The organism is Methylobacterium sp. CM6241 (assembly GCF_054817845.1).
Map to the genome: position 1 here is coordinate 3084240 of NZ_CM139246.1, position 22205 is coordinate 3106444.

22 protein-coding genes and 2 tRNA genes are annotated in these 22205 nt (G+C 65.8%); 10 read left to right on the forward strand and 14 right to left on the reverse strand.

Annotated features, from left to right (window positions below; all coding sequences use genetic code 11):
- Window positions 1–106: 106 nt before the first annotated feature.
- From ACYQR9_RS14390 to ACYQR9_RS14405, 4 genes are read right to left on the reverse strand one after another with little or no spacing between them, the layout of a single operon-like run.
- Window positions 107–877 carry an ABC transporter ATP-binding protein gene (locus ACYQR9_RS14390; RefSeq protein ID WP_461226850.1) on the reverse strand — a complete coding sequence of 257 codons (771 nt, stop codon included), beginning with the start codon at window positions 875–877 and terminating at the stop codon, window positions 107–109.
- Window positions 874–1794: an ABC transporter ATP-binding protein gene (locus tag ACYQR9_RS14395; protein WP_405030621.1), complete on the reverse strand. Its 921-nt coding sequence runs from the start codon at window positions 1792–1794 to the stop codon at window positions 874–876. The genes ACYQR9_RS14390 and ACYQR9_RS14395 overlap by 4 nt, the downstream gene beginning before the upstream one ends.
- The gene (livM, locus tag ACYQR9_RS14400; RefSeq protein ID WP_461226851.1) at window positions 1791–3143 is read right to left on the reverse strand and encodes a high-affinity branched-chain amino acid ABC transporter permease LivM; all 1353 of its coding nucleotides are present in this window, start codon (window positions 3141–3143) and stop codon (window positions 1791–1793) included. Before livM ends, ACYQR9_RS14395 begins: the two co-directional genes overlap by 4 nt.
- A 1-nt stretch (window position 3144) precedes the next feature.
- A complete protein-coding gene (locus tag ACYQR9_RS14405) occupies window positions 3145–4062 on the reverse strand; it encodes a branched-chain amino acid ABC transporter permease (protein WP_461226853.1) in 918 nt (305 codons plus the stop codon).
- 323 nt (window positions 4063–4385) lie between these two features.
- On the opposite strand from ACYQR9_RS14405, the gene ACYQR9_RS14410 reads away from it, so the two are divergent.
- The 3 genes from ACYQR9_RS14410 (at window position 4386) to ACYQR9_RS14420 (ending at window position 6028) form a co-directional block, all read left to right on the forward strand.
- Window positions 4386–5012 carry an acyl-homoserine-lactone synthase gene (locus tag ACYQR9_RS14410; protein ID WP_056454281.1) on the forward strand — a complete coding sequence of 209 codons (627 nt, stop codon included), beginning with the start codon at window positions 4386–4388 and terminating at the stop codon, window positions 5010–5012.
- Between the two features lie 77 nt (window positions 5013–5089).
- Window positions 5090–5293: a hypothetical protein gene (locus ACYQR9_RS14415; RefSeq protein ID WP_207412692.1), complete on the forward strand. Its 204-nt coding sequence runs from the start codon at window positions 5090–5092 to the stop codon at window positions 5291–5293.
- 117 nt (window positions 5294–5410) lie between these two features.
- Window positions 5411–6028, forward strand: a complete 618-nt coding sequence (locus ACYQR9_RS14420) for a PRC-barrel domain-containing protein (RefSeq protein WP_056429406.1) — start codon at window positions 5411–5413, stop codon at window positions 6026–6028.
- Between the two features lie 216 nt (window positions 6029–6244).
- On the opposite strand, the gene ACYQR9_RS14425 is transcribed toward ACYQR9_RS14420, so the two are convergent.
- Both ACYQR9_RS14425 and ACYQR9_RS14430 read right to left on the reverse strand, forming a co-directional pair.
- Window positions 6245–6329, reverse strand: a tRNA-Leu gene (locus tag ACYQR9_RS14425).
- A gap of 115 nt (window positions 6330–6444) precedes the next feature.
- On the reverse strand, window positions 6445–6750 hold the full coding sequence (locus ACYQR9_RS14430; RefSeq protein ID WP_056426499.1) for a FliM/FliN family flagellar motor switch protein: 306 nt from the start codon (window positions 6748–6750) through the stop codon (window positions 6445–6447).
- Window positions 6751–6887: 137 nt separating this feature from the next.
- On the opposite strand from ACYQR9_RS14430, the gene lipB reads away from it, so the two are divergent.
- Window positions 6888–7541 (forward strand): lipoyl(octanoyl) transferase LipB, encoded by a 654-nt coding sequence (gene lipB / locus ACYQR9_RS14435; protein ID WP_461229809.1) that lies wholly within the window; start codon window positions 6888–6890, stop codon window positions 7539–7541.
- 378 nt (window positions 7542–7919) lie between these two features.
- Window positions 7920–9080: a PepSY-associated TM helix domain-containing protein gene (locus ACYQR9_RS14440; RefSeq protein WP_461226854.1), complete on the forward strand. Its 1161-nt coding sequence runs from the start codon at window positions 7920–7922 to the stop codon at window positions 9078–9080.
- A gap of 277 nt (window positions 9081–9357) precedes the next feature.
- Here the strand turns inward: ACYQR9_RS14440 and ACYQR9_RS14445 are convergent, their stop codons facing one another.
- Window positions 9358–9873, reverse strand: a complete 516-nt coding sequence (locus ACYQR9_RS14445; RefSeq protein WP_461226856.1) for an STM3941 family protein — start codon at window positions 9871–9873, stop codon at window positions 9358–9360.
- A gap of 306 nt (window positions 9874–10179) precedes the next feature.
- Between ACYQR9_RS14445 and ACYQR9_RS14450 the strand changes: the two genes are divergently transcribed.
- Together ACYQR9_RS14450 and ACYQR9_RS14455 are read left to right on the forward strand one after the other, a co-directional pair.
- Window positions 10180–10845 (forward strand): DUF2268 domain-containing putative Zn-dependent protease, encoded by a 666-nt coding sequence (locus ACYQR9_RS14450; protein WP_461226857.1) that lies wholly within the window; start codon window positions 10180–10182, stop codon window positions 10843–10845.
- Window positions 10846–10975: 130 nt separating this feature from the next.
- Window positions 10976–11440 carry a GNAT family N-acetyltransferase gene (locus ACYQR9_RS14455; RefSeq protein WP_246747999.1) on the forward strand — a complete coding sequence of 155 codons (465 nt, stop codon included), beginning with the start codon at window positions 10976–10978 and terminating at the stop codon, window positions 11438–11440.
- Between the two features lie 166 nt (window positions 11441–11606).
- On the opposite strand, the gene ACYQR9_RS14460 is transcribed toward ACYQR9_RS14455, so the two are convergent.
- From ACYQR9_RS14460 to ACYQR9_RS14470, 3 genes are all read right to left on the reverse strand, one after another.
- Window positions 11607–13409 (reverse strand): calcium-binding protein, encoded by a 1803-nt coding sequence (locus ACYQR9_RS14460; RefSeq protein WP_461226860.1) that lies wholly within the window; start codon window positions 13407–13409, stop codon window positions 11607–11609.
- Between the two features lie 143 nt (window positions 13410–13552).
- Window positions 13553–14440, reverse strand: coding sequence for a cation diffusion facilitator family transporter (locus ACYQR9_RS14465; RefSeq protein WP_207412700.1), 888 nt, complete (start codon window positions 14438–14440; stop codon window positions 13553–13555).
- Between the two features lie 129 nt (window positions 14441–14569).
- The gene (locus ACYQR9_RS14470; protein ID WP_207412701.1) at window positions 14570–14836 is read right to left on the reverse strand and encodes a hypothetical protein; all 267 of its coding nucleotides are present in this window, start codon (window positions 14834–14836) and stop codon (window positions 14570–14572) included.
- A gap of 290 nt (window positions 14837–15126) precedes the next feature.
- Between ACYQR9_RS14470 and queA the strand changes: the two genes are divergently transcribed.
- A complete protein-coding gene (gene queA / locus ACYQR9_RS14475; protein ID WP_461226862.1) occupies window positions 15127–16215 on the forward strand; it encodes a tRNA preQ1(34) S-adenosylmethionine ribosyltransferase-isomerase QueA in 1089 nt (362 codons plus the stop codon).
- A gap of 76 nt (window positions 16216–16291) precedes the next feature.
- Here the strand turns inward: queA and ACYQR9_RS14480 are convergent, their stop codons facing one another.
- The gene (locus ACYQR9_RS14480; RefSeq protein WP_207412703.1) at window positions 16292–17086 is read right to left on the reverse strand and encodes a bestrophin-like domain; all 795 of its coding nucleotides are present in this window, start codon (window positions 17084–17086) and stop codon (window positions 16292–16294) included.
- A 203-nt stretch (window positions 17087–17289) separates the two neighbouring features.
- On the opposite strand from ACYQR9_RS14480, the gene tgt reads away from it, so the two are divergent.
- Together tgt and ACYQR9_RS14490 are read left to right on the forward strand one after the other, a co-directional pair.
- Entirely contained in the window at window positions 17290–18468 is a 1179-nt protein-coding gene (gene tgt, locus ACYQR9_RS14485; RefSeq protein WP_461226864.1) for a tRNA guanosine(34) transglycosylase Tgt, read from the forward strand.
- Window positions 18469–18826: 358 nt separating this feature from the next.
- Window positions 18827–18902, forward strand: a tRNA-Lys gene (locus ACYQR9_RS14490).
- Between the two features lie 141 nt (window positions 18903–19043).
- On the opposite strand, the gene ACYQR9_RS14495 is transcribed toward ACYQR9_RS14490, so the two are convergent.
- From ACYQR9_RS14495 to ACYQR9_RS14505, 3 genes are all read right to left on the reverse strand, one after another.
- Window positions 19044–20105: a heme-dependent oxidative N-demethylase family protein gene (locus ACYQR9_RS14495; RefSeq protein WP_461226866.1), complete on the reverse strand. Its 1062-nt coding sequence runs from the start codon at window positions 20103–20105 to the stop codon at window positions 19044–19046.
- 127 nt (window positions 20106–20232) lie between these two features.
- Entirely contained in the window at window positions 20233–21186 is a 954-nt protein-coding gene (locus ACYQR9_RS14500) for a PDR/VanB family oxidoreductase (protein ID WP_461226868.1), read from the reverse strand.
- Window positions 21183–21752 (reverse strand): dimethylamine monooxygenase subunit DmmA family protein, encoded by a 570-nt coding sequence (locus ACYQR9_RS14505; RefSeq protein ID WP_461226870.1) that lies wholly within the window; start codon window positions 21750–21752, stop codon window positions 21183–21185. The genes ACYQR9_RS14500 and ACYQR9_RS14505 overlap by 4 nt, the downstream gene beginning before the upstream one ends.
- Between the last annotated feature and the right edge of the window lie 453 nt (window positions 21753–22205).

The window sequence follows — 22205 nt, forward strand, 5'->3', positions numbered from 1 at the left end:
GAGAGAGGGGATCGCCGGCTCCGGAGAGGGCGCCCCCTCTCCCGCCTGCTCCGCAGGCACCCTCTCCCGCAGGGGGGAGAGGGTGAGGGCGTCATTGCCGACCCGCTCAATGCTGGCCCCCTTCGAGATAGGCGGCCTTCACCTGCGGGTTGTCGAGGAGCTCGCGGCCCGTGCCGCTCATCGTCACCGCGCCCGTCACCATGACGTAGCCACGATGGGCCAGCTTGAGGGCGTGATAGGCGTTCTGCTCGACGATGAAGACGGTGAGACCCTCGCGCTCGTTGAGGTCGCGCACGGCCGAGAAGATCTGCTTGACGATGAGCGGGGCGAGGCCGAGCGACGGCTCGTCGAGCATGAGCAGGCGTGGGCGGCTCATCAGGGCGCGGGCGATGGCGAGCATCTGCTGTTCGCCGCCGGACATGGTGCCGCCGCGCTGGTCGAGCCGCTCCTTCAGGCGCGGGAACAGGACGCACATGCGCTCGAGATCCTCGGCGAAGTAGCGCCCGCCATGCAGGGCCGCGCCCATCTGCAGGTTCTCGCGCACGCTCATGCGAGAGAAGATGCGCCGCCCCTCCGGCGACTGGGCGATGTTGAGGCGCGCGATCTCGTGGGTCGCCATGCGGGTGATGTCGCGGCCCGCATAGGTGATGCTGCCGGTCCGTGCCTGCGGCTGGCCGAAGATCGTCATCATCAGGGTCGACTTGCCGGCCCCGTTGGCGCCGATCAGGGCGACGATCTCGCCCTCTTTGACGTGTAGATCGACGCTTTTCAGGGCCTGGATGCTGCCGTAATAGGCAGAGACGCCGCGCACATCGAGGAGCGGCGCCTGAAGCGCGCGTGTCTCCTCCACGAGGACGTTGATGCCGGCGACACTCATGCTTGCGTTCCCGTCAGGCCGACCTCGGCCTCCACCGCCGCCACTTCCTCGTCGTCGACGCCCAGATAGGCGGCGATGACGCGGGTATCGGTGCGGATGTCGTCGGGCGTGCCGTCGGCGATCTTGATGCCGTAATCGAGCACGACGATCCGGTCGGAGATCTGCATCACCACCGACATGTCGTGTTCGATGAGGAGGACGGAGGTGTCATACTCGTCCCGGATTAGTCGCAGCAGGGTGTTGAGCTCCGAGGATTCGCGCGGGTTGAGGCCGGCGGCGGGCTCGTCGAGGCAGAGCAGCACCGGATCGGTGCACATGGCCCTGGCGATTTCGAGCCGGCGCTGATCGCCGTAGGGCAGGTCGCCGGCGGCATCGTCGGCCCGCGCCGTCAGCCCGATCCGGTCGAGCCAGGCGGCGGCCTTCTCGATTCCCGCCTTCTCGGCGCTGCGATAGGCCGGCAGGCCAAGGATGCCGAGGATCGAGAAGCCCGAGGCACGCATCAGCGGCTTGTGCATCGCCACCAGCAGGTTCTCCAGCACGGTCATGCGCGGGAACAGGCGGATGTTCTGGAAGGTGCGGGCGACGCGGGCGAGCCGGTTCACGTCATGGCCGGGCAGGCGCTCGAGGAGGTAGGTCTCGCCGCCCTTCTGCACCAGGCGGATCATGCCCTCGCTCGGCTTGTAGAAGCCCGTAATGCAGTTGAAGACCGTGGTCTTGCCCGCGCCGTTGGGGCCGATCAGGGCCGTGATGTCGCCGCGTCCGACCTTGAACGAGAGGTCGTTGACGGCGGTGAGGCCACCGAACCGCATGGTCAGGTGGTCGACGATCAGCACCGGATCGGCGGGGCCGCCGGGAATGGCGGCGGGGGGCTCGTCCTGCAACGTCGCGAGCCGGTTGATGCCTGTGGCGAGGGTCATCGGCCGCGCTCCGCGATGGTGACGGAGGGCGTTCGCTCGGAGATGAGACCGCGCGGGCGGAACACCATCATCGCCACCATGGCGAGGCCGAACAGAAGCAGGCGGTACTCGTTGGGGTCGAACCCCTCGCCGAACACGGCCTTGAGGAAGCCGAGATTGCGCAGGAGTTCGGGGCCGCCGATCATGACGATGGCGGCGATGGCGACGCCGATCTGGCTACCCATGCCGCCGAGCACGACGATGGCCAGGATGATGGCACTCTCCAGGAAGTTGAAGCTCTCCGGCGAGACGAAGGCCTGCCGCACGGCGAAGAACGATCCGGCGAAGCCCGCGAACATCGCCCCGAGGGCGAAGGCGGTGAGCTTGGTGATGGTGGTGTCGATGCCGAGCGAGCGGCAGGCGATCTCGTCCTCGCGCAGCGCCTCCCAGGCCCGCCCGAGGGGCAGGCGCCGCATGCGCAGGGTCACGAGGTTGGTGACGAGCGCCAGGACCAGGATCAGGTAATACAGGAAGACCAGCCTGTGCATGGCGTTGAAGCTGAGCCCGAACGTGGCGGCGAAGCCGTTCTCTCCCGCCGTGAAGGGCAGGCCGAAAAAGCTGACGCGCGGGATCGAGGAAATGCCGGCCGCGCCCCCCGAGAAGTCGGTCCAGTTGATGAGGACGAGGCGGATGATCTCGCCGAAGGCCAGAGTCACGATGGCGAGGTAATCGCCCCGGAGCCTGAGGACGGGAAAGCCCAGCAGCACGCCGAAGGCGGCGGCGAACAGGCCGGCCAGGGGCAGGCAGATCCAGAAGGACAGGCCGAACACGGTGGAGAGCAGGGCGTAGGAATAGGCCCCCACCGCGTAGAAGGCGACGTAGCCGAGGTCGAGCAGGCCCGCGAGGCCGACCACGATGTTGAGCCCCCATCCGAGCATGACATAGGTCAGGATCAGGATGCCGAGATCGATCCAGTAGCGGCCTTCGCCGAGGGACCCTGTGAGGAGGGTGGCGAGGAGCGGCAGGGTGAGGGCGATCACGAGGGTGATCGGCGCGAGGATCCCGGCGAGGCGGCTCGCCCCTTCCACCACCGGCGCACGGGCGGCCCGCCGTCGCGCCCGCCCGGTGAGGTAGAGTTGCTGCACGAGGCGCAGGACGAAGATGGCGGCGCAGAGGGCGAGCACGGTGCCCCAGCGGGTGGTGATGACGAGGCCGATACCTTGGCCGAGATCGGTGCGGTAGCTGACGATGGGCACGCACAGGCCCAGCGTCACCAGGGCGAACAGCCCCGCATCCTTGATCAGGCCGGGCAGGGGAGACGCCTCGGCGCGGGCGGTCGCGGCGATGGGGGTGGTCGAACCGGTTTCCACGTCAGACCTTCTCCACTTCGGGCCGGCCGAGGATGCCCGAAGGCTTGAAGATGAGCACGACGATGAGGATGAGGAACGCGGCCACATCCTTGTACTCGATGGTGAAATAGGCCGACCAGAAGGTCTCGATCAGGCCGATGATGATCCCGCCGATGACGGCGCCGGGAAGCGAACCGATGCCGCCGAGCACGGCGGCGGTGAAGGCCTTCACGCCGGGTACGAACCCGTCCGAGAACGAGACCACGCCGTAATAGAGCAGGTAGAGCGTGCCCGCGACGGCGGCCAAGGCCGCGCCGAGCACGAAGGTCAGGGAGATGGTGCGGTCGACATTGATGCCGAGCAGCGCCGCCATGCGCCGGTCCTGCTCCACGGCGCGCTGCGCCCGGCCGAACGGCGTCTTCTGCACGAGGTACCAGAACCCCGCGAGCAGCACGGCCGTGGTGATCATGATGATCGCCTGCTTGTAGGACAGGGTCACGGTGTATTGCTCGTTCTGGTAGAGCACGACTACGTCGCGCACGAGGGGCGGCACCGGCTTGTTGCGGGCGCCCTGCACCACCTGGACGAAGTTCGATAGGAAGATCGACACGCCGATCGCCGAGATCAGCGGCGCGAGGCGAAACGACCCGCGCAAGGGCCGGTAGGCCATCCGCTCGATCGCCCATCCCCACAGGGAAGTCAGCGCCATGGCGATGACGAGGACAATGAGGAAGACCAGGGCCACGGACGAGAGGCCGAACCAGGTGGTGAGGATGAGAAACGCGATGAGCGCGATGAAGGCCGAGACCATGAAGACGTCGCCATGCGCGAAATTCACCATGCCGATGATGCCGAACACCATCGTGTAGCCGATGGCGATCAGGCCGTAGATCGACCCGAGGGTCAGGCCGTTGATGAATTGCTGGGCGAAGAATTCCATTGATGGGCTTTCGCGAATGGCATGCCAGATGCGCGAATGGCATGCCAGATGGCCGCCCGCCGCCATCCTTCGTGGAGATCGGCGCGGGCGTGGGGAGTGTCCGCAAGAACGCCCCGGGGTCAATCCAAGAATCGTTCTCGTCCGAAGGGATTGTCAGTCAGCGTCATGACGCCGCCCTCGGAGGTCGGATTCTCGATGCGGCAAGAAGAACTCTCTCCGCCAACGCGGCCATCCCAGACGAGCCATCGTCGACCCTACGGTTTCCCGTAGTACGCAACCTTTCCGGGCACTGCCAGACATGCGCCGAGGACGGAGTTGCTGGCATGATCCACATCATCACCCCCGCCAACGAGGGCGATTACCGCGACGAGATGGAGCAGGCCTGGCGCCTGCGCCACGAGATTTTCGTGACCGAGAAAGGCTGGTCGGACCTCGCCAGGCCGGATGGCCGCGAGATCGATCAGTTCGATACGCCCCACGCCATCCATTTCCTGGCGATCGAGGATGGCAGGGTGATCGGTTATAGCCGGCTTCTGCCGACGACGCGGCCGCACCTTCTGTCCGAAATCATGCCACAGCTCTGCGAGGGCGAACGTCCGTGCGGCACCCGGACCTGGGAATGGACGCGGCAAGCCGTGGCGCGCTCGCACAGGGCCCGCGGCAAGGTGGTCAACCCGGTCTCCCTCGCCCTGCTCACGGGCATCGTCGAATGGGGCATGCACCACGGCGTGAACCGCCTCGTGCTGCAGATGCCGACGCTCTACCTGCTGCACGTGGTGCAGCTGCACTTCCGCGCCCGCCCGCTCGGGCTGCCCCACACGATCAGCGGCGAGGACATCATCGCGGCGACGGCGGAATTCGACGAGCGCACCCTCGCGCGCCTGCGCAGCGTCAGCGGCAACCCGGATTCCGTGCTCGCACCCTCTTCCTATGCCTATCTCGCCGCCTGAGCGGCGGCCACTCGGCAGACAGCAGACGACACCTCGAAGACGAGGGTCTTCGACAACAGAACAAAAGGGCGCTCCCCATGTACTCTTCGGCAATGAACCGGGAGGATCACCTCCAGACGCTGGCAGGACATTGCATCGCGGCACGGGAGATCATCGAAACGTCGGGCACGCTGGTGATGCGCCAATTGGTCGATCTCCTGCTCTTCGAGATCGGCGTCGCCATGGCGAAGGCGACCGAGGCCGAGACCCAGACCGGGCAGCAATCGGTGCTCGGCCACTGACCCCGTCGACCACGGGACCTCCGCGCCGATCGGACGGCGCGGGCCGGGGTGAACCAGGACCCGGCCGCATGTGTTGAGGCTTCAGCAGATCGCTCCCGATCGTCTGGAAGAACCGACATGCCGGCATTCGTCCGTACCCTCGCGCTCCTCATCGTCGCCGCCTCGGCGGTTCCGGCGCTCGCACAGGACGGCCAGACGGGACAATCCGCCTTCCTCACCCAGGCCCCGCTGGGGAGCTTCAAGGCGTCCAAGGTCATCGGCCTGCGCGTGGTGGGCCAGGATCATGTCAAGGTCGGCACCATCGAGGATGTGCTGGTGGACGGAAATGGCCGCATCCAGGCGGTGGTGATCGATGTCGGCGGCTTCCTCGGTGTGGGCGGCAAGCGGGTCGCGGTGGCCTTCGACCAGATGGCGTGGAACACCAACGCCAAGGCCGGAGAGCTTCCGGACCCGTCCATCGTCAAGCCGAAGGACGCCCCCTCCGAGGCTCGAGCCGCCAAAGTGACACCCGAGACCATGCCGGGCGCGAAATCCGGCGATGCCGTCCTGAAGGCGGAGAATACCGGCGATACCGACCAGGCCACCGGCCCTGCGGGCGCCGCCACCACGACCGAAGCCACGAAGGGCCGGGCGAGCGTCCATGTCGGCGAGCCGATCGAGGCGGAGATCCGCCAGACGAAAGCGGAATTGCAAGCCGCGCCGGTCTTCACCTACCCGACGCAGAAGGCGGAGTGAGGAGGCGTGGCGGGCGCGTGGTTCGGGATCGGCCGCGATCCGCCCGCATCGAACCTGGGCTGCGGAGCTTGCGGCCGGATGCGCATTCCAGACCTCCGGCCTGAACCCGAGATCCGACCACGACGACACTCTTTTTGATAATCGCTCGATGATCCCGTCCGGCCTCGTGGCCGTCTCCGGGATCAGACGCTTCGGGGTACAACAACTCGATTGAGTTGGTGCGGCCAAGAGGACTCGAACCTCCACCCCTTGCAGGACTAGCACCTCAAGCTAGCGCGTCTACCAATTCCGCCATGGCCGCATCGGTGCCACCCGTTCCGCCGCGCTCTCCGCCGGAGGGCGGTGCGAGGCGTTTCGTGTGGCGCGGCGCAGCGGATAACAGATCGAATCTGCCACGACAAGCGCCGTCATGCGTCTCAGATGAGATCGACCGGTCCATCGAGGATCTGAACCGCCCCATCGCCGATGGTGACGCCCGGAATGCGGACCACGTCCGCCTTGCGGATGAGCTCGGTGATCTCCACCGAAATCCGGTTTCCGGTCACGACGATCTGGCCGCGCGCGATCGGGTGGTCGTTGGCGAGAATCTCGACCATATCGGTCTCGGTGGATTCGAGTTCGATCACGGCGCCGCGGCCCATGCGCAGCAGCATATGGAGCGGCATGTGGCTGCGCCCGAGCACCACCGAGAGATCGACCTTGAGGTCTTCGAGAACTGCCACGCGCCACGAACTCCGTCGGCCCGCACCGGGCCTGCCATGCCGGAGTGTTCCTGAGATATGGTGAAGCCTTGGTAAACGAACCCGCCGGCAAAGACCGTCTCTCCGTCTCGACGGTCGATTTTCGGCCGCGCTCCGGCATGCGGCCGGTCCTGTGGCGGATCAGCGACACTCCCGTCCCATACGAGGAGGCGGTGGCCGCGATGGAAGCGCATGCGGGGCGGATCGCCGGCGGGGAGGCGCCGGAGATGGTCTGGCTGCTCGAACACCCGCCGCTCTACACCGCCGGAACCTCGGCGAAGACCGGGGACCTCGTCGAGCCGGATCGATTCCCGGTCCACGCCACCGGGCGGGGGGGCCAGTACACCTATCACGGGCCCGGCCAGCGGGTGGCCTATGTGATGCTCGATCTCAACCGGCGCAGGCCGGACCTGCGCGCCTACGTCTCCGCCCTGGAGGCCTGGATCATCGCCACGCTCGATGCCTTCAACGTACGCGGCGAACGGCGCGAGGACCGCGTCGGCGTCTGGGTGCGCCGCCCCGACAAGGGGGAGGGGGTGGAGGACAAGATCGCGGCGATCGGCATCCGGGTGCGCCGCTGGGTGAGTTTCCACGGCATCAGCCTGAACGTGGAACCCGACCTGTCGCATTTCTCCGGCATCGTGCCCTGCGGCATCTCCGGACACGGGGTGACCAGCCTCGTCGATCTCGGCCAGATCGTCACCCTGCCCGAACTGGACATGGCGTTGCGCGCGGCGTTCGAGGACATTTTCGGCGAGACACAGGACGAATGAAGGCTGGCGCCGGACGGATATGGCGCCGCCTCATCGCTTCGGCACGAAAGAGTAGACCTATAAATTTGAATTATATATCAATATTCTATGTCTATCTCGAAGGCACAAATCTGAATAAGTAAACATTATTCCTCCACGGCGGTTTATAGTCATTCCAATCTATTCGATGAGATTCATCCATCCGCCATTGAACAATTGACACACCCGGCTTCGCATTCGTAGTTCGGCACTTATCGTCGTTCGACAGAGAGATGGTCTGTCTCACGCAGCCCTGCACTTCCCCGAGGGCGCGCATAGTCGGCACATATCTCGACGTTACGGCGGGAGATCCGTTCCGGGCAATCGGGACCGCAGGGTTATTCTCGTAGGCGAGCGCATATGACGACCCGCACCGTTCTGTTCCGCCTGCATTGGCTGCTCGGCCTCACGGCGGGGCTCGTCCTGGCCCTCGTGGGCGTGACGGGCGCGCTGCTGAGCTATGAAGAGGCGCTGACGGAATGGACGAATGCCGACCGTGCCTTCGTCACCGCGAGCGATGCGCCCCGCCTCTCGCCCGCCGCCCTCAAGGCGCGGGTCGAAGCGCAGCAGCCGGGGAGGGTGGTGAGCTCCCTGGCCCTCTGGGGCGATCCCGAGCGGAGCCCGCGCATCCGGTTCGCCAACGACCCGGCCATGGGCGCGCGGCCGCCGACCCTCTATCTCGACCCCGTCGACGGCCGGACCCTCGGGGAGATGCGCCTCGAAGACACGTTCGCCACCATCCGCAAGCTGCATCGCTGGCTGTTGCTGCCCGGCGACGGCAAGGGCTGGGGCCGCAGCATCACCGGCATCTGCGCCATCGCCCTCCTGGTCTTCCTGGCCACTGGGCTCTACCTGCGCTGGCCCAAAGTCCATACGTGGAAGATCTGGCTGAAACCCTCCCTCAAACGGCCCGGACGGCCGCGCTGGTGGTCGCTCCACACCATCGCGGGGACCTGGCTCGTGCCCTTCTACGCCGCCATCGCCTTGACCGGGCTGTGGTGGTCCTTCGACAGCTACAGGAACGCCGCGACTTGGCTCCTCACCGGCGAGACCCGTGCGCCCCGGGCGGCACGCGGACCCGGCGCGCCGCCTCAGACCACGGGCTCGGCCCTCGATACGGCCTGGGCGACATTCAGCGCCGGGGAGGGCGCCGGCGCGCATATGGCCCTCATCGCGCTGCCGGGGCCGGAACAGGCGGCGATCCGCATCCGATTCCTCGCCACCGCGTCGGACCTGCCGAAGGCCCGCGACGAGGCGACCTTCGACCCCGCCACCGGCGCCCGCCTCTCGCAGACCCGCTTTGCCGACAAGCCCCTCGGCCGGCAGATGGCCGAGAACATGCTCGAAGTGCATCGCGGCCGCTTCTTCGGCGGGTTCGTCGCCTTCCTGTTCTTCGCCGCCTCCCTGGCGATGCCGCTCTTCGCGGCGACCGGCCTCACCCTCTACGTCCTCCGCCGCGGCGCCCGCCGCCGCAGGCTGATGGCGGCAGCCCCTGCCGGCGCGGGGACGATCCGCGCCTGATCGGGCGTCCGCCCATGATGCCCCTCAGGCAGCGGTCCGCCCAACACCCGACGATCCAGGCCGGCTTCCGAGTAACGATCTCCTCCGGCGGTCCACATCTGACGGCTCATTCCGTCTGTTCACGACGCATTGCAGACCCTGGGAAGATCCGCTTCGTAGCGGCTTGGTGGATGCCGGCCTACGACCGAAACTCTTCAGGTTTTGCGACCGTCTGCTTATGAGCAGCAACCGCATCGAAGCAGACATCACTGCGACGATCAAGATTTATTGCTTCGGCTTATGATTTTTGTCGGCCGCTAAAGACCACCTCTGACAACGCAGAGAAGCCCCCACGTAAATCAACTGCCGACATCCAATAACCATGTGACCCAAGAACACGGTTTAAACGCGCCACACGCCGCGCACGACTCTTCCAAGGTAAACTTGCATCAGCGTCTGCGTAAACGTCGATGACGAGGTGCTTCTGCCACTTGATGTGCATTGGCGTGATGCTGCGGATCGCTGCCCAGGGAACCCAATCCGTTGAGATCCTGCGGTCGAATATCCCCTTAGGTCCCACCGAAACTACAGGACCGCGCTGAAAAAACGCGAAGATCAACACCACCGCAGCAAATCCAAATAGCAGAACACCGCAGTAGGCTAAAAACTCATTGAAGCTGCTCGGCGTTGCGGCTCGGCGTCCAGTCCCAGGGTGAGCGGAGATTATCCAGATGCAGAGCGCGACCAAACCACATGCGACCACCAGCAGTCCGGCGACACGGAGGCGCGAGCGATAGATGTCAACTGCGGTCACTTTCTCGATTCCCGAGTGAGACCGGCTGGATGCCGGTCATTCTGGCGAGGCAAGCGGAAGAGTACGGCGTCGAGGTGAAAAATGCCTGCCTCGAATGGCTGCTACCCGCCCGAGCCGAAGTCGTCGGAAGGCTGACGAACGGCCACTCTGGAGAAGCGCCGATGGCGGTCCGGCCGGTTGGGCCGGGTCGGAGGCGGAACGTCCGCTTCAGTGCACAGAGGCAAAGCCTGCTTTCCATCCGTAGGCGAAGTTGCCCCATCTTGCCCCCCACGGCAGGGTGGGGATGTGAAGCACACGGAGTATCGGATGACGTGGCGACTCCATTGGCTTGAGGCATCCGGCGATCTGGGGCCCTGGCGTAGCACCATCGCTGATGAGGTCGAGATCGCTCGAAAGGTCGTAGCAGGCGTGCTACCGGTGTCGCCGCTCGACATCCTCGTGCAGCGCCTGCCCGGCGCGGTGATCCCGGAGACCGGCACGACGGGACAAGCCATGCGCCCTGGTCTGTTCTCCCTCACCATCGACCCCGACAACCCGAACTTCGCGCACTCGCTGCGAAATGGGGACCTGCGCCAGACCGTGGCGCACGAGGCCCACCACTGCATGCGTATGGCCGGTCCCGGCTACGGCTGGACCCTGGGCGAGGCCCTGGTCAGTGAGGGCTTGGCAGGCCAGTTTGTGAGCCGCCTGTTCGGCTCGCCACCCGCGCCGTGGGAATGCGCCGTGACCGATGAGGTGCTCGCGGCTCACCTGCCGGACAATGCGACGCTCGCCGGCGACGGTCACGACCACCGCGCGTGGTTCTTCGGCTTCGGGGGACGGTACCCGCGATGGCTTGGCTACACCCTCGGCTACCGGATCGTGGGCGACTGGCTGGAAGCGGGGGCGGACACCGGTGGTGAAACCTGGGTCGACATCCCCGCCCAAGAAGTCATCAAGGCCGCACGCGGACGAACGCTGTCAAACCTCTGAGCCGACGAGCAGCATGGTTCGCTTTCCACCCTTCTGGGCATTCTGGCCGCCAGATTGAATGAGTGTCATGGTCGGGTGAGGCTCTGCAGCACCGGGGCCATCCCATGGAGCGCAAGTGGCGTCTGAGCGGATGATCCTTCGTCCGGCCGAAGAGAGTGATGTGCCCGCTCTCGTGCGCCTGCTGCGGCGCTCCTGGCTTGTCACCTGGGCGCCTGAACTTCCGTTCGAGGCGGTTCAAACCTTCGCTTCGTTCGACCCTGCGCGGCTTCACGCCGAGAACCAGTGGCGAAGCTTCATCGTCGCTATCCGGGACGACGTGCTGATCGGAATGATGCAGGTCGAGGACGATCAGATCGCCGACTTGCACGTCGATCCCGCCTTTTGGAACGAGGGTGCTGGCTCGAAGCTGCTCGACGCCGCCGAGCGGCAAGCCGCACGCATTCATCACGTCGTGCGTCTAGAGGTGCGTGCGTTCAATTCCCGAGCACGCGCCTTCTACGCACGTCATGGTCGGAGAGAGGTGCGCAGCTATCCCGGCATGGAGTGCGGGAGCCCTGTTGAGAATGTGGAGATGCAGAAACGCGTCAAAGCCTAAGGCAGAACGTCCGCCCCGCATTGCGACGGTTTATCAGGCGCCAAACGTCAGATTTTGACGACAGCGAAGACCAACACATCCCGTCGCCGGGAAGGGCAGGTGGGTCCGCGGCCATACCATGTCCCGGCGGGGGGCATCTCGGCCCCCGCGCCGAAAATTGCCCGGATCAGACCACCAGCAGGTCCGAGGCGGTCAGGTCGGGCTTGCCGAGAAGGGTCGCGAGCAGCACCGCATCGTGGTCGGTGCCGGAGCCGTCCGCGTCGTAGAAGAGATGGCCCTTGGCCGCGTCGTAGAGGATGCGGTGGTCTTCCGTGGTCGCGGCGCCGAGGGCGAAGGCCTCGTCCGATAGGGAGCCGGGGGTCAGCGCCGTGAAGACGCTGGCATCGAGGGCGAGCCTGTCTTCGCCATGGCTGAAATCGACGATCCGGTCCTTCTGACCGGCGGGCAGCGTATCGAACACGAAGGTGTCGGCACCGGCATCGCCGCGCAGGACATCCGTTCCCGCGCCGCCTGTCAGGATGTCGTCCCCGGCGCCGCCGAACAGCCGGTCGTCGCCCGCGCCGCCGAGGAACTGGTTCGCCTCGGCATCGCCCCGCATGGAATCGGCGAAGGCCGAGCCCTTGACGATCTCGAAGCCGGAGACGCCCCCCGTGCCCGTGGCCCGGCCGGTTTCGAATAGCGCGCGCGCAGATGCGCCGAAATCCGAGTAGTCGAGCGTGTCGGTGCCGTCGCCGCCGAGGCTGAGGCCACGGATGGCCGACCCCGTCTCGATGGCCAGCGTGTTGTCGCCGGAGCCGAACTGGATCGCAGTGCCGCCCGAGCCGATGATGCGGCCGGCATTGACCACCACGTCGTCGAGGGCACTGACGATCTTGATGGCAATGCCCGACCCGCCGTGGATGAGCCCCGCATTGTCGATGCTCGTGAGGAACGGCGCATCCCCCTGCGACGAGTCGTCGATCAAGATTCCGAGGCCGGCGCCGTAGATCCGCGCGCCGGTGAGATTGACGATGTCGCCGCCGCCCGCCGCGATGCCTTCGGCGGTGTTGGGCAGCCCGTCGGACCCCGTGCCGCCGGCGCCGAGGCCGCGAATGGTGCCATGATTCTCGATTGTTGCACGGAAATCGATGTCGATCCCGTCGCCGTCGCCGTCATTGATGCCGTCCGGGCCGCCGCCGTCTTCGGAACCGGGCGTCGCGCCGTTGACATCGGAGCCGGCCGCATCCGCGAAGGTGCCCGTGATGATTCCGTGATTGATCACGGTCGCGGTGCCGTCCGAGCCGATGCCGGAACCGTTGCCGCCGAGGATGCGGGCGCCGGCCTCGTTCGTCACCGTGGCGACGCTGCCCTCGCCCATATTGACGCCGTGGCGGTCGCCGAGGATGGCGCCGCCGGCATCGTTGCGGATCGTCCCGCTCGCCCCGTCCTCGAACTGGATGCCGTCGGCACCCTGAACGTAGCCGGTGGCGGAACCGCCCCGGATGGTGCCGCTATTGACGAGATCCAGCGTCGCGCCGATCCGCACGCCGTCCGAGACCAGGGACAGCAGCGAGCCGGCATTGTCGATCTCGGCGAGGAACCCGCCCGAGGTCGAGGCGAGGTCGAGGGCCTGGCCCGTGCTGGAGACGATGGTCGAGCCGCTATCCGTGGTGATGGTGAGCGTGCCGGCGGCGACGGTGCCGTCCTGGATCTGCACGGCATCGTCCCCGGCGCGGATGGCGCCGCCATTGTCGATCGTCGCGGTCAGGGTCGCGCCGATTTCGCTCTCGAAGCGGATCGCGCGCCCCCCGGCGGTGTTCTCGATCAGGCCGTCATTGTGGATCTCGGCGCCGTCCGGGGCGACCTGGAAGCGCACGGACTGAGCGTTGGCGGAGACAGACAGGGTTCCGTCCACCTGCAGCGTGTCGGCGCCCGCCAGGGTGAAGCGAGCGGTCTGCGTCGTGCCGTTCGCGACGGAATAGGCGGTCATGCGGTCTCATCCTCGGCCGGACGCGTCCGCGGACGAGCGGACGTCAAATCACCGGCCGTGGCGGACATTAGGGGGGTCGGATGACGCTCGAACGACGGTGCGCGTGGCGGTGGATTTTCGCGCATTCCGGGGGAGGCTCGCCCCTACACCACCGGCACGCCGCGGCCCTTGGCATGCTCGGCCGGCTCCACATGGATGACGACGACGGCCCCCGCGATGGCACCTTCGATGGCACTCTCGAGCCGGTCGCAGATGTCGTGCGAGTCCTTCACGGTCATCTCGCCGGGCACCACGAGGTGGAAATCGATGAAGGTCGCCTGCCCGGCATGCCGTGTGCGCACGTCATGCGCCTCCAGCGCCCCCTCGCCATGCTCCGAGATCAGGGCACGGATCTGGGTCACCATCTCGGCCGGAGCCGCCTTGTCGAGAAGGCCGCTCACGGAATCGCGCACCATGGTCCAGCCCGACCACAGGATGTTGAGGGCGACGAGGCCGGCGATGAGCGGGTCGAGGATCAGGGTTCCGGTGAGGGCCACCAGGGCGACGCCGATGAGAACACCACCGGATGTGAAGACATCCGCCATCACATGGCGGGCATCGGCCACCAGGGCGGGCGAGCGCCAGACCTTGCCGCGACTCAGGAGCGCCATGGACCAGGCGGCGTTGATCGCCGTCCCCACCGCGCTGACGGCAAGGCCCAACATCGGCGCATCGAGGGGTTTCGGGTCGAGGAGGCCGTAATAGGACTCACGCAGGATGAGGATGGCGGCCACGATGATGAGGGCCCCTTCGATCACCGCCGAGAAATACTCGGCCTTGTGGTGCCCGAACTGGTGGTCCTCGTCGGCGGGCGCGGCGGCCACGCGCAAGGCGATGAAGGCGAAGGCCGCCGCCGCCACGTTGATGATGCTCTCCAGCGCGTCCGAATAGAGCGCGAGACTGCCTGTGAGCCAGTAGGCGGTGAATTTGATCGCCATCACGAGAAGGCCGATTCCGGCGCTCGCGAGGGCGGCTTTCTGTGTGCGGTCCATTTCCGGTGAGAATCCGTGACGGGCCCGGCGAATGGCGGGGCAGGGCTTGGCGCGCCCTGCCCATACGATCATCCCCATCGACAAGGCCACGGCAAAGGTTGAACCCGCCGGTGAAGGGTTTAGTCGCTGCTATGTCTGGGGTTCGATCTCTTGCGATGCCGGCGCGACTCCCACACCGCGATCCGCCTCTCTCTGGGCAGAGCGGGCGCTCTGCGCACGCGCGCGCTCGGCCTTGCGCGCGTAGCTTCGGGCCATCCAACCCCACCGGGCATTGGCCGCCATGACATCGAGACGCTGGGCCTCTCGGTCCCAGTAGGACATCAACTGCGAGTCCAGCGTGATCCGCCGGCGAGGAACCTTGGCCTTGGGGAGGGCGGTCTTGAAGGTGTCAGTCATCGCACGAACCGAATCTGAGCCAACTTGGCCGGCCACAACGCAGACTCGCGCCGACGCGGTCAAGGTTGTTTTCAACGTAGACCTGTAACCGTGCGGCCCGGTGGAGAAAGGCGGGTACATGAAAAGTGGCGATGATATGGGTTTCGCCCGTCAGGCCCTTCCGGCGACTTGGCCCTCATCTGCATGTCTATGTCCCGCATCCACAATGCGCGACGGCCGCTTCCCGCTTTTTCCAGACGGCGATCCGCCGGCCATTGATCCCGAGCCCTGAACCGTGCTGTTGGCGCCCGATGCGCGTCGACCTCTTCGATTTCGATCTGCCCGAATCCAGCATCGCCCTCAGGCCACCCCAGCCCCGCGATGCCGGGCGAATGTTGGTGGTCCGGCCGGGCGAGGCCCTGGAGGACCGCGCGGTGTGCGATCTCGCCGACCTGCTGCGGCCGGGCGACGCCCTCGTCTTCAACGACACCCGCGTGATCCCGGCCCGCCTTCACGGCATCCGTCACCGCTCGGGATCGCCGGGGCTGCGGATGGAGGCCATGCTGCACCTCCGCGAGGCAACCGACCGATGGCGCGCCTTTGCCCGGCCGGGCAAGCGTCTCGCCATCAGTGACAGGGTGAGCTTCGGGCGGAGCGGGCAGGGCGCCGCCTGCTCCCTCGGCGTTCTCGATGCCACCATCACGGAGAAGGGGGAGGGCGGCGAGATCGTCCTGCGCTTCGATCTCTCCGGTCCCGCCCTCGACGAGGCCATCGTGCTGGCCGGCGAACTGCCGCTCCCGCCCTACATCGCGGGCAAGCGCAGCACCGACGCGCAGGACGCGGTGGATTACCAGACGGTCTATGCCCGGCAGGCCGGCGCCGTTGCCGCCCCCACCGCGGGCCTGCATTTCTCCGACGAGCTCCTGGCACGGATCGACGCCGCCGGCATCCTGCGCCATTGCGTGACGCTGCATGTGGGGGCGGGCACATTCCTGCCGGTCAAGGCCGACGATACCGACCACCATCGCATGCATGCCGAGATCGGCTTTCTCGATGAGGAAACCGCGGATGCTCTCAACCGGACGCGAGACGGGGGAGGCCGCATCGTCGCGGTGGGGACCACGGCGCTGCGCCTGCTCGAGAGCGCGGCGGACGAGAATGGTAGGCTTCATGCCTTCTCCGGTCCGACCGAGATCTTCATCACGCCTGGCACCCGCATCCGCGCGGTGGACGCCTTGATGACCAATTTCCACCTGCCGCGTTCGACCCTCTTCATGCTGGTCTCGGCCTTTTCCGGGCTGGAGACCATGCGGGCGGCCTACGCACATGCCATCGCGGCCGGCTATCGCTTCTATTCGTACGGGGATTCGAGCCTGCTGTTTCCAGCCCGATCCGAGTGACGCGATAATCCCCCTCTCGGGTGCCCGCAGTGTCACGCTCGCGAAGCGGGACGGCGGCGCGGCCCCGGCAGGCCGGTCATTCCTGGTGTGTCGTCATCATGCTTTTAGCCCGCTCGAACGCTTCGGGCCCGATGGCGAAGGGACCATCGAAGGGCCGCTCGTGGAGCGCGATGACACAGAGCGTTCCCACCATCGCCGTGGAGAAGATGGCGAGCGTGATCACCTGGGCGCGCGGCTTGTCCACATGGACGATACCGATGGAGATCAGCGTCAGCGTGCAGAGGAACAGCAACGTCAGCCATTTCGAATCGTCGTTCTTGCTGGCGCTCAGGGCGAGCCGCTCACCGCGAGCTTCGCGAAGGTTCATGATCGTGGTCATCAGCGCGGTATGCGCGACGGCACCGGACGCCGTGGTGTGCACCGGGTCGGCGACCATCTTCATGAGCGCGCTGAGGGCCGCGCCCGCCTCGCTGGAATACGCCGTCCCCGTTCCCATCTTCGGAAATTCGTCGGCGATCACCGCATTCGCATAGGCGAGGAGCGCCTTCTGGATGTCCGACATGTCCGAGACGGTGGCCTCGCTGAGGTCGTAGGCGGCGATCAGGTTCGCCCGCTCGGTCTGGACGATCCGCGATGCCTTGCCCTGCCGCTCCCAGGCATCGTTCGCCACGAAGCCGGTGAGCAGGGCGAGCAGGATGCCGATCGAACTGAAGAACGACGCGACGATGCCGCCGACATTGTTCAACAGATGCGCCCGCGTGGCGGGCACGTTCGTCAGGACGATCAAGACGATCGAGATGCCGGCGAACAGGCTTGCGAGTATGCCGATGATCAGTGCTAGCGGCTGATCGAGCCAGATCCCCATGAGCATCGCTATCCCTCGCGGTCGTTTGGTGAGTCGGCCGGGACGGGCAAATCCCGCTCGGAATCTCCGGATCATGGGAGGATGCGATAGCGCCGGTCGGCAGTGGCGACCAGAGGCGCGGTCAGCTTCCGGACTGTGCTGATGACCGGCCGGGTATAGGAGGCTCGCATGTTTCCGTTTTGCGGCGCGGAGCTTTAAAGACCTGGCCCATGTCCGACACTGCCTCCCTCCGAAACGCTACATCCGACCACTTCGGCTTCCGCGTCGACGCCACCGACGGACAGGCCCGCACCGGTGCAATCTCGATGCCGAGGGGGACGATCCGTACCCCGGCCTTCATGCCCGTGGGGACCGCGGCGACGGTCAAAGCGATGTATCCGGGCCAGGTCCGGGATCTCGGCGCCGACGTGGTGCTCGGCAACACCTATCACCTGATGCTGCGTCCCGGCCCGGAGCGGATGGAGCGGCTCGGCGGCCTCCACCGTTTCATGAACTGGCCGCACCCGATCCTCACCGATTCGGGCGGTTTCCAGGTGATGTCGCTCTCCGCCCTGAGAAAGCTCGACGAGCAGGGCGTGACCTTCCGCTCGCATGTGGACGGGTCGAGCCACCATATGAGCCCGGAGCGCTCCATCGAGATCCAGGGGCTGCTCGGCTCCGACATCCAGATGCAGCTCGACGAATGCGTTCGGCTTCCCGCAGAGCGGGCGGCCATCGAGAGCGCCATGCGCCTCTCCCTACGCTGGGCCGAGCGTTGCCGGATCGCCTTCGGCGAACAGCCGGGCAAGGCTATGTTCGGCATCGTCCAGGGCGGCGACCTGCCCGACCTGCGGGTGGAGAGCGCCAGGGCCCTGGCCGATCTCGATCTCAAGGGCTACGCCATCGGCGGCCTCGCGGTGGGCGAGCCGCAGGCCGTGATGCTGGCCATGATCGAGACGGTGGAGCCGCATCTCCCAGCTGGCAAGCCGCGCTACCTCATGGGAGTCGGCACGCCCGACGACCTGATGCGCTCGGTGATGCGCGGCATCGATATGTTCGACTGCGTGATGCCCACCCGCGCCGGCCGCCATGGCCTGGCCTATACACGCCATGGCCGGATAAACCTGCGCAATGCCCGGCACGGCGAGGATACGCGACCGCTGGACGAAACGTCGTCATGCCCCGCCGCGAGGGACTATTCCCGCGCCTATCTCCACCACCTCGTCCGCACCGACGAGATCCTGGGCATGATGCTGCTGACCTGGAACAACCTGTCCTATTACCAGGACTTGATGGCAGGGATGCGTGCGGCGATCGCCGCGGGTCGTCTCGCCGATTTCTGCGATGAGACCCGCGAGGGCTGGGCGCGCGCCGAGGCTGAGCGCGCCGACGAAACGATCTCCCGCTGATATCCTTCAAGGGTGTCGGCACGCGGTTTGGTAGGGCCCCGGACGAAGTCGATAACATTTCGCGGGAGTGACGGGACGGCCGCCATCGAGGGCAGCAGGACGCCCCCCGGCCGCGCTGTCCGTTTACCAGACTGCCGAGAGGATCATGACACGGGCATCCCCGCGTTCAGGGCGATCCAAGACGGCAGGCCTACCCAGCAAAAGCCAAACACCCCTCCGGCGCAGCCCGAGCCAAACCGTCGCGATGACATTGCCAAGCGCGGCACCGGTTGACCCCTCCACTCCAACCCCCTATTGCGAGCCACGCTTGCACCAACGGGCAGCCCGATCCCCATCGGGACCGGCCCACCGAGCAAGCGAGCGCGTAGCTCAGCTGGTAGAGCAACGGACTTTTAATCTGTAGGTCCTGGGTTCGAGTCCCAGCGCGCTCACCACTTACTTTATTCATTAAACCAGCGATTGCCGGTCTTTGCGGCATCATCAGCAAGTCTGCAGCTGCCATTTCCAAGGCTTCCGACCCTCGATAGTTCGGGCGGCCCGCCTCTACACCACCGCCTCAAAATCTTACAGGCAGCTCAGGCCGGCAACTGGGTCTGGTCGGGCTGGATGCCGAGGGACAGGGGGGTGCCGTCGTCCATAGCGGCCAGACGGGACACCAGCAGGTCGTAGAAGCGGGTCAGGCCCTTGTACTCCACGAGTTCGGGCGGGAGCGTCGCCAGTACGCGATGGAGGCGCTTGTGCCACTTTTTCACCCGCTCGATATCCTGCAGGCTGATCAGGTAGCAGCGGATTCCGAACAGGATCGCGTTGGAGCGGGGCAGGCGGAACAGGGTCTGTAACTCGACGCGCAGGTGAAGCTTGCCCGCGATGTTCTCCGCCGTGAGGGTGGTGCGGTCGGGCCCCCAGTCGGGATAATTCTCGGGCGAGGTATCGAGACGGGGGTTGATCGTCATCGTCCAGTTCAACCGGCGGACGGGATGCCCGTATTGCAGACGCAGGAGATATTGCAGCGCCCGGTCGAATACGCCGATCTCATGTGCCAGCGGTACCGGCCCGTGCCATTCGTGAAAGCTCATCCCGATATCGAATTCCAGCGACCAATCCGCCTGCGTCGTGACCATACCGCCATCGACGTAGAGATTATTGTCCCGCTGATCCTGAAGGGTGAAATCGCCTTGCGCCTGACGAGTGATGTATTCGAACGGCTCGCAGGGCAGCGTGGACGCGTCGCCGAAGACGAAGCGTTGGTCGAGGTTCAGGGGACGGTTGATCCAATGCCACGCGGTCCCGTCCCGCTTCAGGCTGAAATGCTCGGGGTAATCCGTGGACAGGCTCTCCATCAGGAGTTCGAGCGTGTCCCATTGCGCGGGCATCATGTGCGGCAGCACCTGACACCGTTTCGGATCGTGATCGAGGACGATCGCGCGCTCCCTGCATTCCGCGACGTAATGTTCGTCCACATCGAACGCGTGTTCGAAGGCCGGCGACGGGCCTGCTTTCACATGAGGTTCGATATTGACCGAGTACCTGTATGTGTCTTCGCTGAACGGAAACGGAAAGCGCAGGACCGCAGCGTCGCTGTTCCGATAGGAGAAGTCGTCCCGGAACGTCTCGTCCGTCTTGAAGTGAATACCCATTTCAGCCACCTTTTCCCAAGCGGCACTGATCCCGACCGATGGCCGGTCTCAGCGCGTTAGGCGGACGCCCGCCGCCGCGCGGTCGCATCAACAGACGACGATCGGTTCTCCTCGTCGTCGACTAATCTTAGAAATCGAGCACGAGGGTCTCGGATCTGGCCCGGGAGACGCAGGTCGCGATGAGGCGTCCCTCCGACTTCTCGGCATCGGACAGGACGTGATCGCGATGGTCGGGGAGGCCCTCCACCACGGGGAGGAGGCAGACGCCGCAGGCGCCCCCCCTGCAGAGGCAGGGGGCCTCGATGCCATACCTCTCCAGCGCCTCGAGAAGAGTCTGCGACGCCCCGACCTCGAACGACCGGCCGGACCGCGCCAGGGTGACGACGAACGGCTCGCCGCCCTTGGCCCCGCCGAAACTCTCGCGATGGATCGCATGCGGCGTCCATCCGAGGCCGCGCGCAGTCTCCTCGACCGCATCCATCAGGCCCTCCGGCCCGCAGGTATAGACATGCGTGCCCAGAGGCTGGTCGGCGAGAAGGGCGGCGAGATCCGGCCGCGCACCCCGGGCAACGCCATGGACGTGAACGCCCGCCGCATCGGTTCCGAGCAGGTCCCGAAAGGTCTCGACCTCGTCGCCGGCGCAGAATTGATGCAGTTCATAATTGGCGCCACGAAGCGCGAGGACCGGTAAGTAGGACAGGAACGGCGTCACACCGATGCCGCCGGAGATCAGGATATGCTTTCGGGCCCGGGACGCGATGGGGAACAGGCTCGCAGGTACGCCGAGTTCCACGGCATCACCAGCCTTGAGCATGTCATGCAGGAAGTGCGAGCCGCCGCGCGATTCCGCAACACGGCGGACGATGATCGCGTAGTGATCACGCTGATCGGGCGGGGTCACCAGCGAATAGGCGTTCTGCCAGACACGGTCCGTATCCCGCAGGGTGACGAGCACATGCGCCCCTGGCGGTGAGGTGGGGAATGTTCCGCCGCCTTCCGGAACGAAGCGGAAGCGCTTGAGGGTCGGGTTCAGGAGTTCGATCTCGGCGACGCGCGCCGACAGCTTGCCTTCGACGATCATGAATAGGCCTGCTCTGCGGGAGGAACGTCGCCGGCGACTTCGGCATCGACCTTGACCCCCATGAAAGCCGAGAGGCGCCGGGAGAAATGATCCCGGACGAAAAGGTTCGCGCCGCAGCCCTCGCATCGGACGATGGTGGTCGTCACTGCGTGGTTGAAGGTCCGGCAATGGACGCAGGCGACGCGACGCGCCTTGGTGCCGGAATGGCACTGGAAGATCTCCTGCTTGTTCATTCCGGCGCGTTGCGCCGTGTTGAAGACGTCCCAAAGGAAATCCTCGGTCCCGCTTGCATAGAGCCGCAGCCCCATGCGCTCCTGCGCGAGACGATGGTCGAGGCGATCGATGAGGTGCCGTGGCGAACGAAAGCATCGCCCACCACCGGCCTCGGGCGGTCTCGTACGGCCCTCCTGGTCAGGGGCCGCGACGAACCAGATCTCCGCTTCCTGTCCGGGCGATGCCGCGAAGCTGAAGGCCGGAGAGTCTGAAACCAGCAGGTGTCGTAATCCGGAGGAATCCACCGCCAGCGACTGATAGACCGGCCGGCTCTTGATGAACTGATCTGACATCGGCCTCATCTCGACAACGGACGATATGGCAATCGCCCGGCTCATCATTCCCATTCACGGTCGCAGCGGTCGGCACGGACCATGCGAACCCTCGGAGCAGGATTTGATCCAAGGAGCATGACTCTCCGTGACCCAACCATAGGGCAACAACCGTTCTCTAAGAGAATTTAATTTTCGCTACGAGAATAAAAATGTCAATCGCCGATTTCGCCGGCACGTTGGCCCGATGTCGATCAGGCAAGTGCCGGACGATCGTTTCATCGACGGCCTTCGTCAAATTCTCGAAAAAGCAGGGGCGATCCTGATAAATTGAAAGTGCCCAGCAGAGCCAAAGCCCATGAATCCACGGTTGATTCGGGCATCCTCGGCGATTGATCCCCTCAGGGCAACACAGTGTGCGGGCCATGAAGGATGTCAGCGCGTTGCGATCATCGGCAGCGAATGATTCTGCCT

Bases quoted from the DNA above. Each gene is read 5' to 3' on its own strand.
- ACYQR9_RS14390 (WP_461226850.1), bottom strand. From the start codon at position 877: ATGAGTGTCGCCGGCATCAACGTCCTCGTGGAGGAGACACGCGCGCTT.
- ACYQR9_RS14395 (WP_405030621.1), bottom strand. From the start codon at position 1,794: ATGACCCTCGCCACAGGCATCAACCGGCTCGCGACGTTGCAGGACGAG.
- ACYQR9_RS14405 (WP_461226853.1), bottom strand. From the start codon at position 4,062: ATGGAATTCTTCGCCCAGCAATTCATCAACGGCCTGACCCTCGGGTCG.
- ACYQR9_RS14410 (WP_056454281.1), top strand. From the start codon at position 4,386: ATGATCCACATCATCACCCCCGCCAACGAGGGCGATTACCGCGACGAG.
- ACYQR9_RS14415 (WP_207412692.1), top strand. From the start codon at position 5,090: ATGTACTCTTCGGCAATGAACCGGGAGGATCACCTCCAGACGCTGGCA.
- ACYQR9_RS14420 (WP_056429406.1), top strand. From the start codon at position 5,411: ATGCCGGCATTCGTCCGTACCCTCGCGCTCCTCATCGTCGCCGCCTCG.
- lipB (WP_461229809.1), top strand. From the start codon at position 6,888: ATGCGGCCGGTCCTGTGGCGGATCAGCGACACTCCCGTCCCATACGAG.
- ACYQR9_RS14440 (WP_461226854.1), top strand. From the start codon at position 7,920: ATGACGACCCGCACCGTTCTGTTCCGCCTGCATTGGCTGCTCGGCCTC.
- ACYQR9_RS14450 (WP_461226857.1), top strand. From the start codon at position 10,180: ATGACGTGGCGACTCCATTGGCTTGAGGCATCCGGCGATCTGGGGCCC.
- ACYQR9_RS14455 (WP_246747999.1), top strand. From the start codon at position 10,976: ATGATCCTTCGTCCGGCCGAAGAGAGTGATGTGCCCGCTCTCGTGCGC.
- ACYQR9_RS14460 (WP_461226860.1), bottom strand. From the start codon at position 13,409: ATGACCGCCTATTCCGTCGCGAACGGCACGACGCAGACCGCTCGCTTC.
- ACYQR9_RS14465 (WP_207412700.1), bottom strand. From the start codon at position 14,440: ATGGACCGCACACAGAAAGCCGCCCTCGCGAGCGCCGGAATCGGCCTT.
- ACYQR9_RS14470 (WP_207412701.1), bottom strand. From the start codon at position 14,836: ATGACTGACACCTTCAAGACCGCCCTCCCCAAGGCCAAGGTTCCTCGC.
- queA (WP_461226862.1), top strand. From the start codon at position 15,127: ATGCGCGTCGACCTCTTCGATTTCGATCTGCCCGAATCCAGCATCGCC.
- ACYQR9_RS14480 (WP_207412703.1), bottom strand. From the start codon at position 17,086: ATGCTCATGGGGATCTGGCTCGATCAGCCGCTAGCACTGATCATCGGC.
- tgt (WP_461226864.1), top strand. From the start codon at position 17,290: ATGTCCGACACTGCCTCCCTCCGAAACGCTACATCCGACCACTTCGGC.
- ACYQR9_RS14495 (WP_461226866.1), bottom strand. From the start codon at position 20,105: ATGGGTATTCACTTCAAGACGGACGAGACGTTCCGGGACGACTTCTCC.
- ACYQR9_RS14500 (WP_461226868.1), bottom strand. From the start codon at position 21,186: ATGATCGTCGAAGGCAAGCTGTCGGCGCGCGTCGCCGAGATCGAACTC.
- ACYQR9_RS14505 (WP_461226870.1), bottom strand. From the start codon at position 21,752: ATGTCAGATCAGTTCATCAAGAGCCGGCCGGTCTATCAGTCGCTGGCG.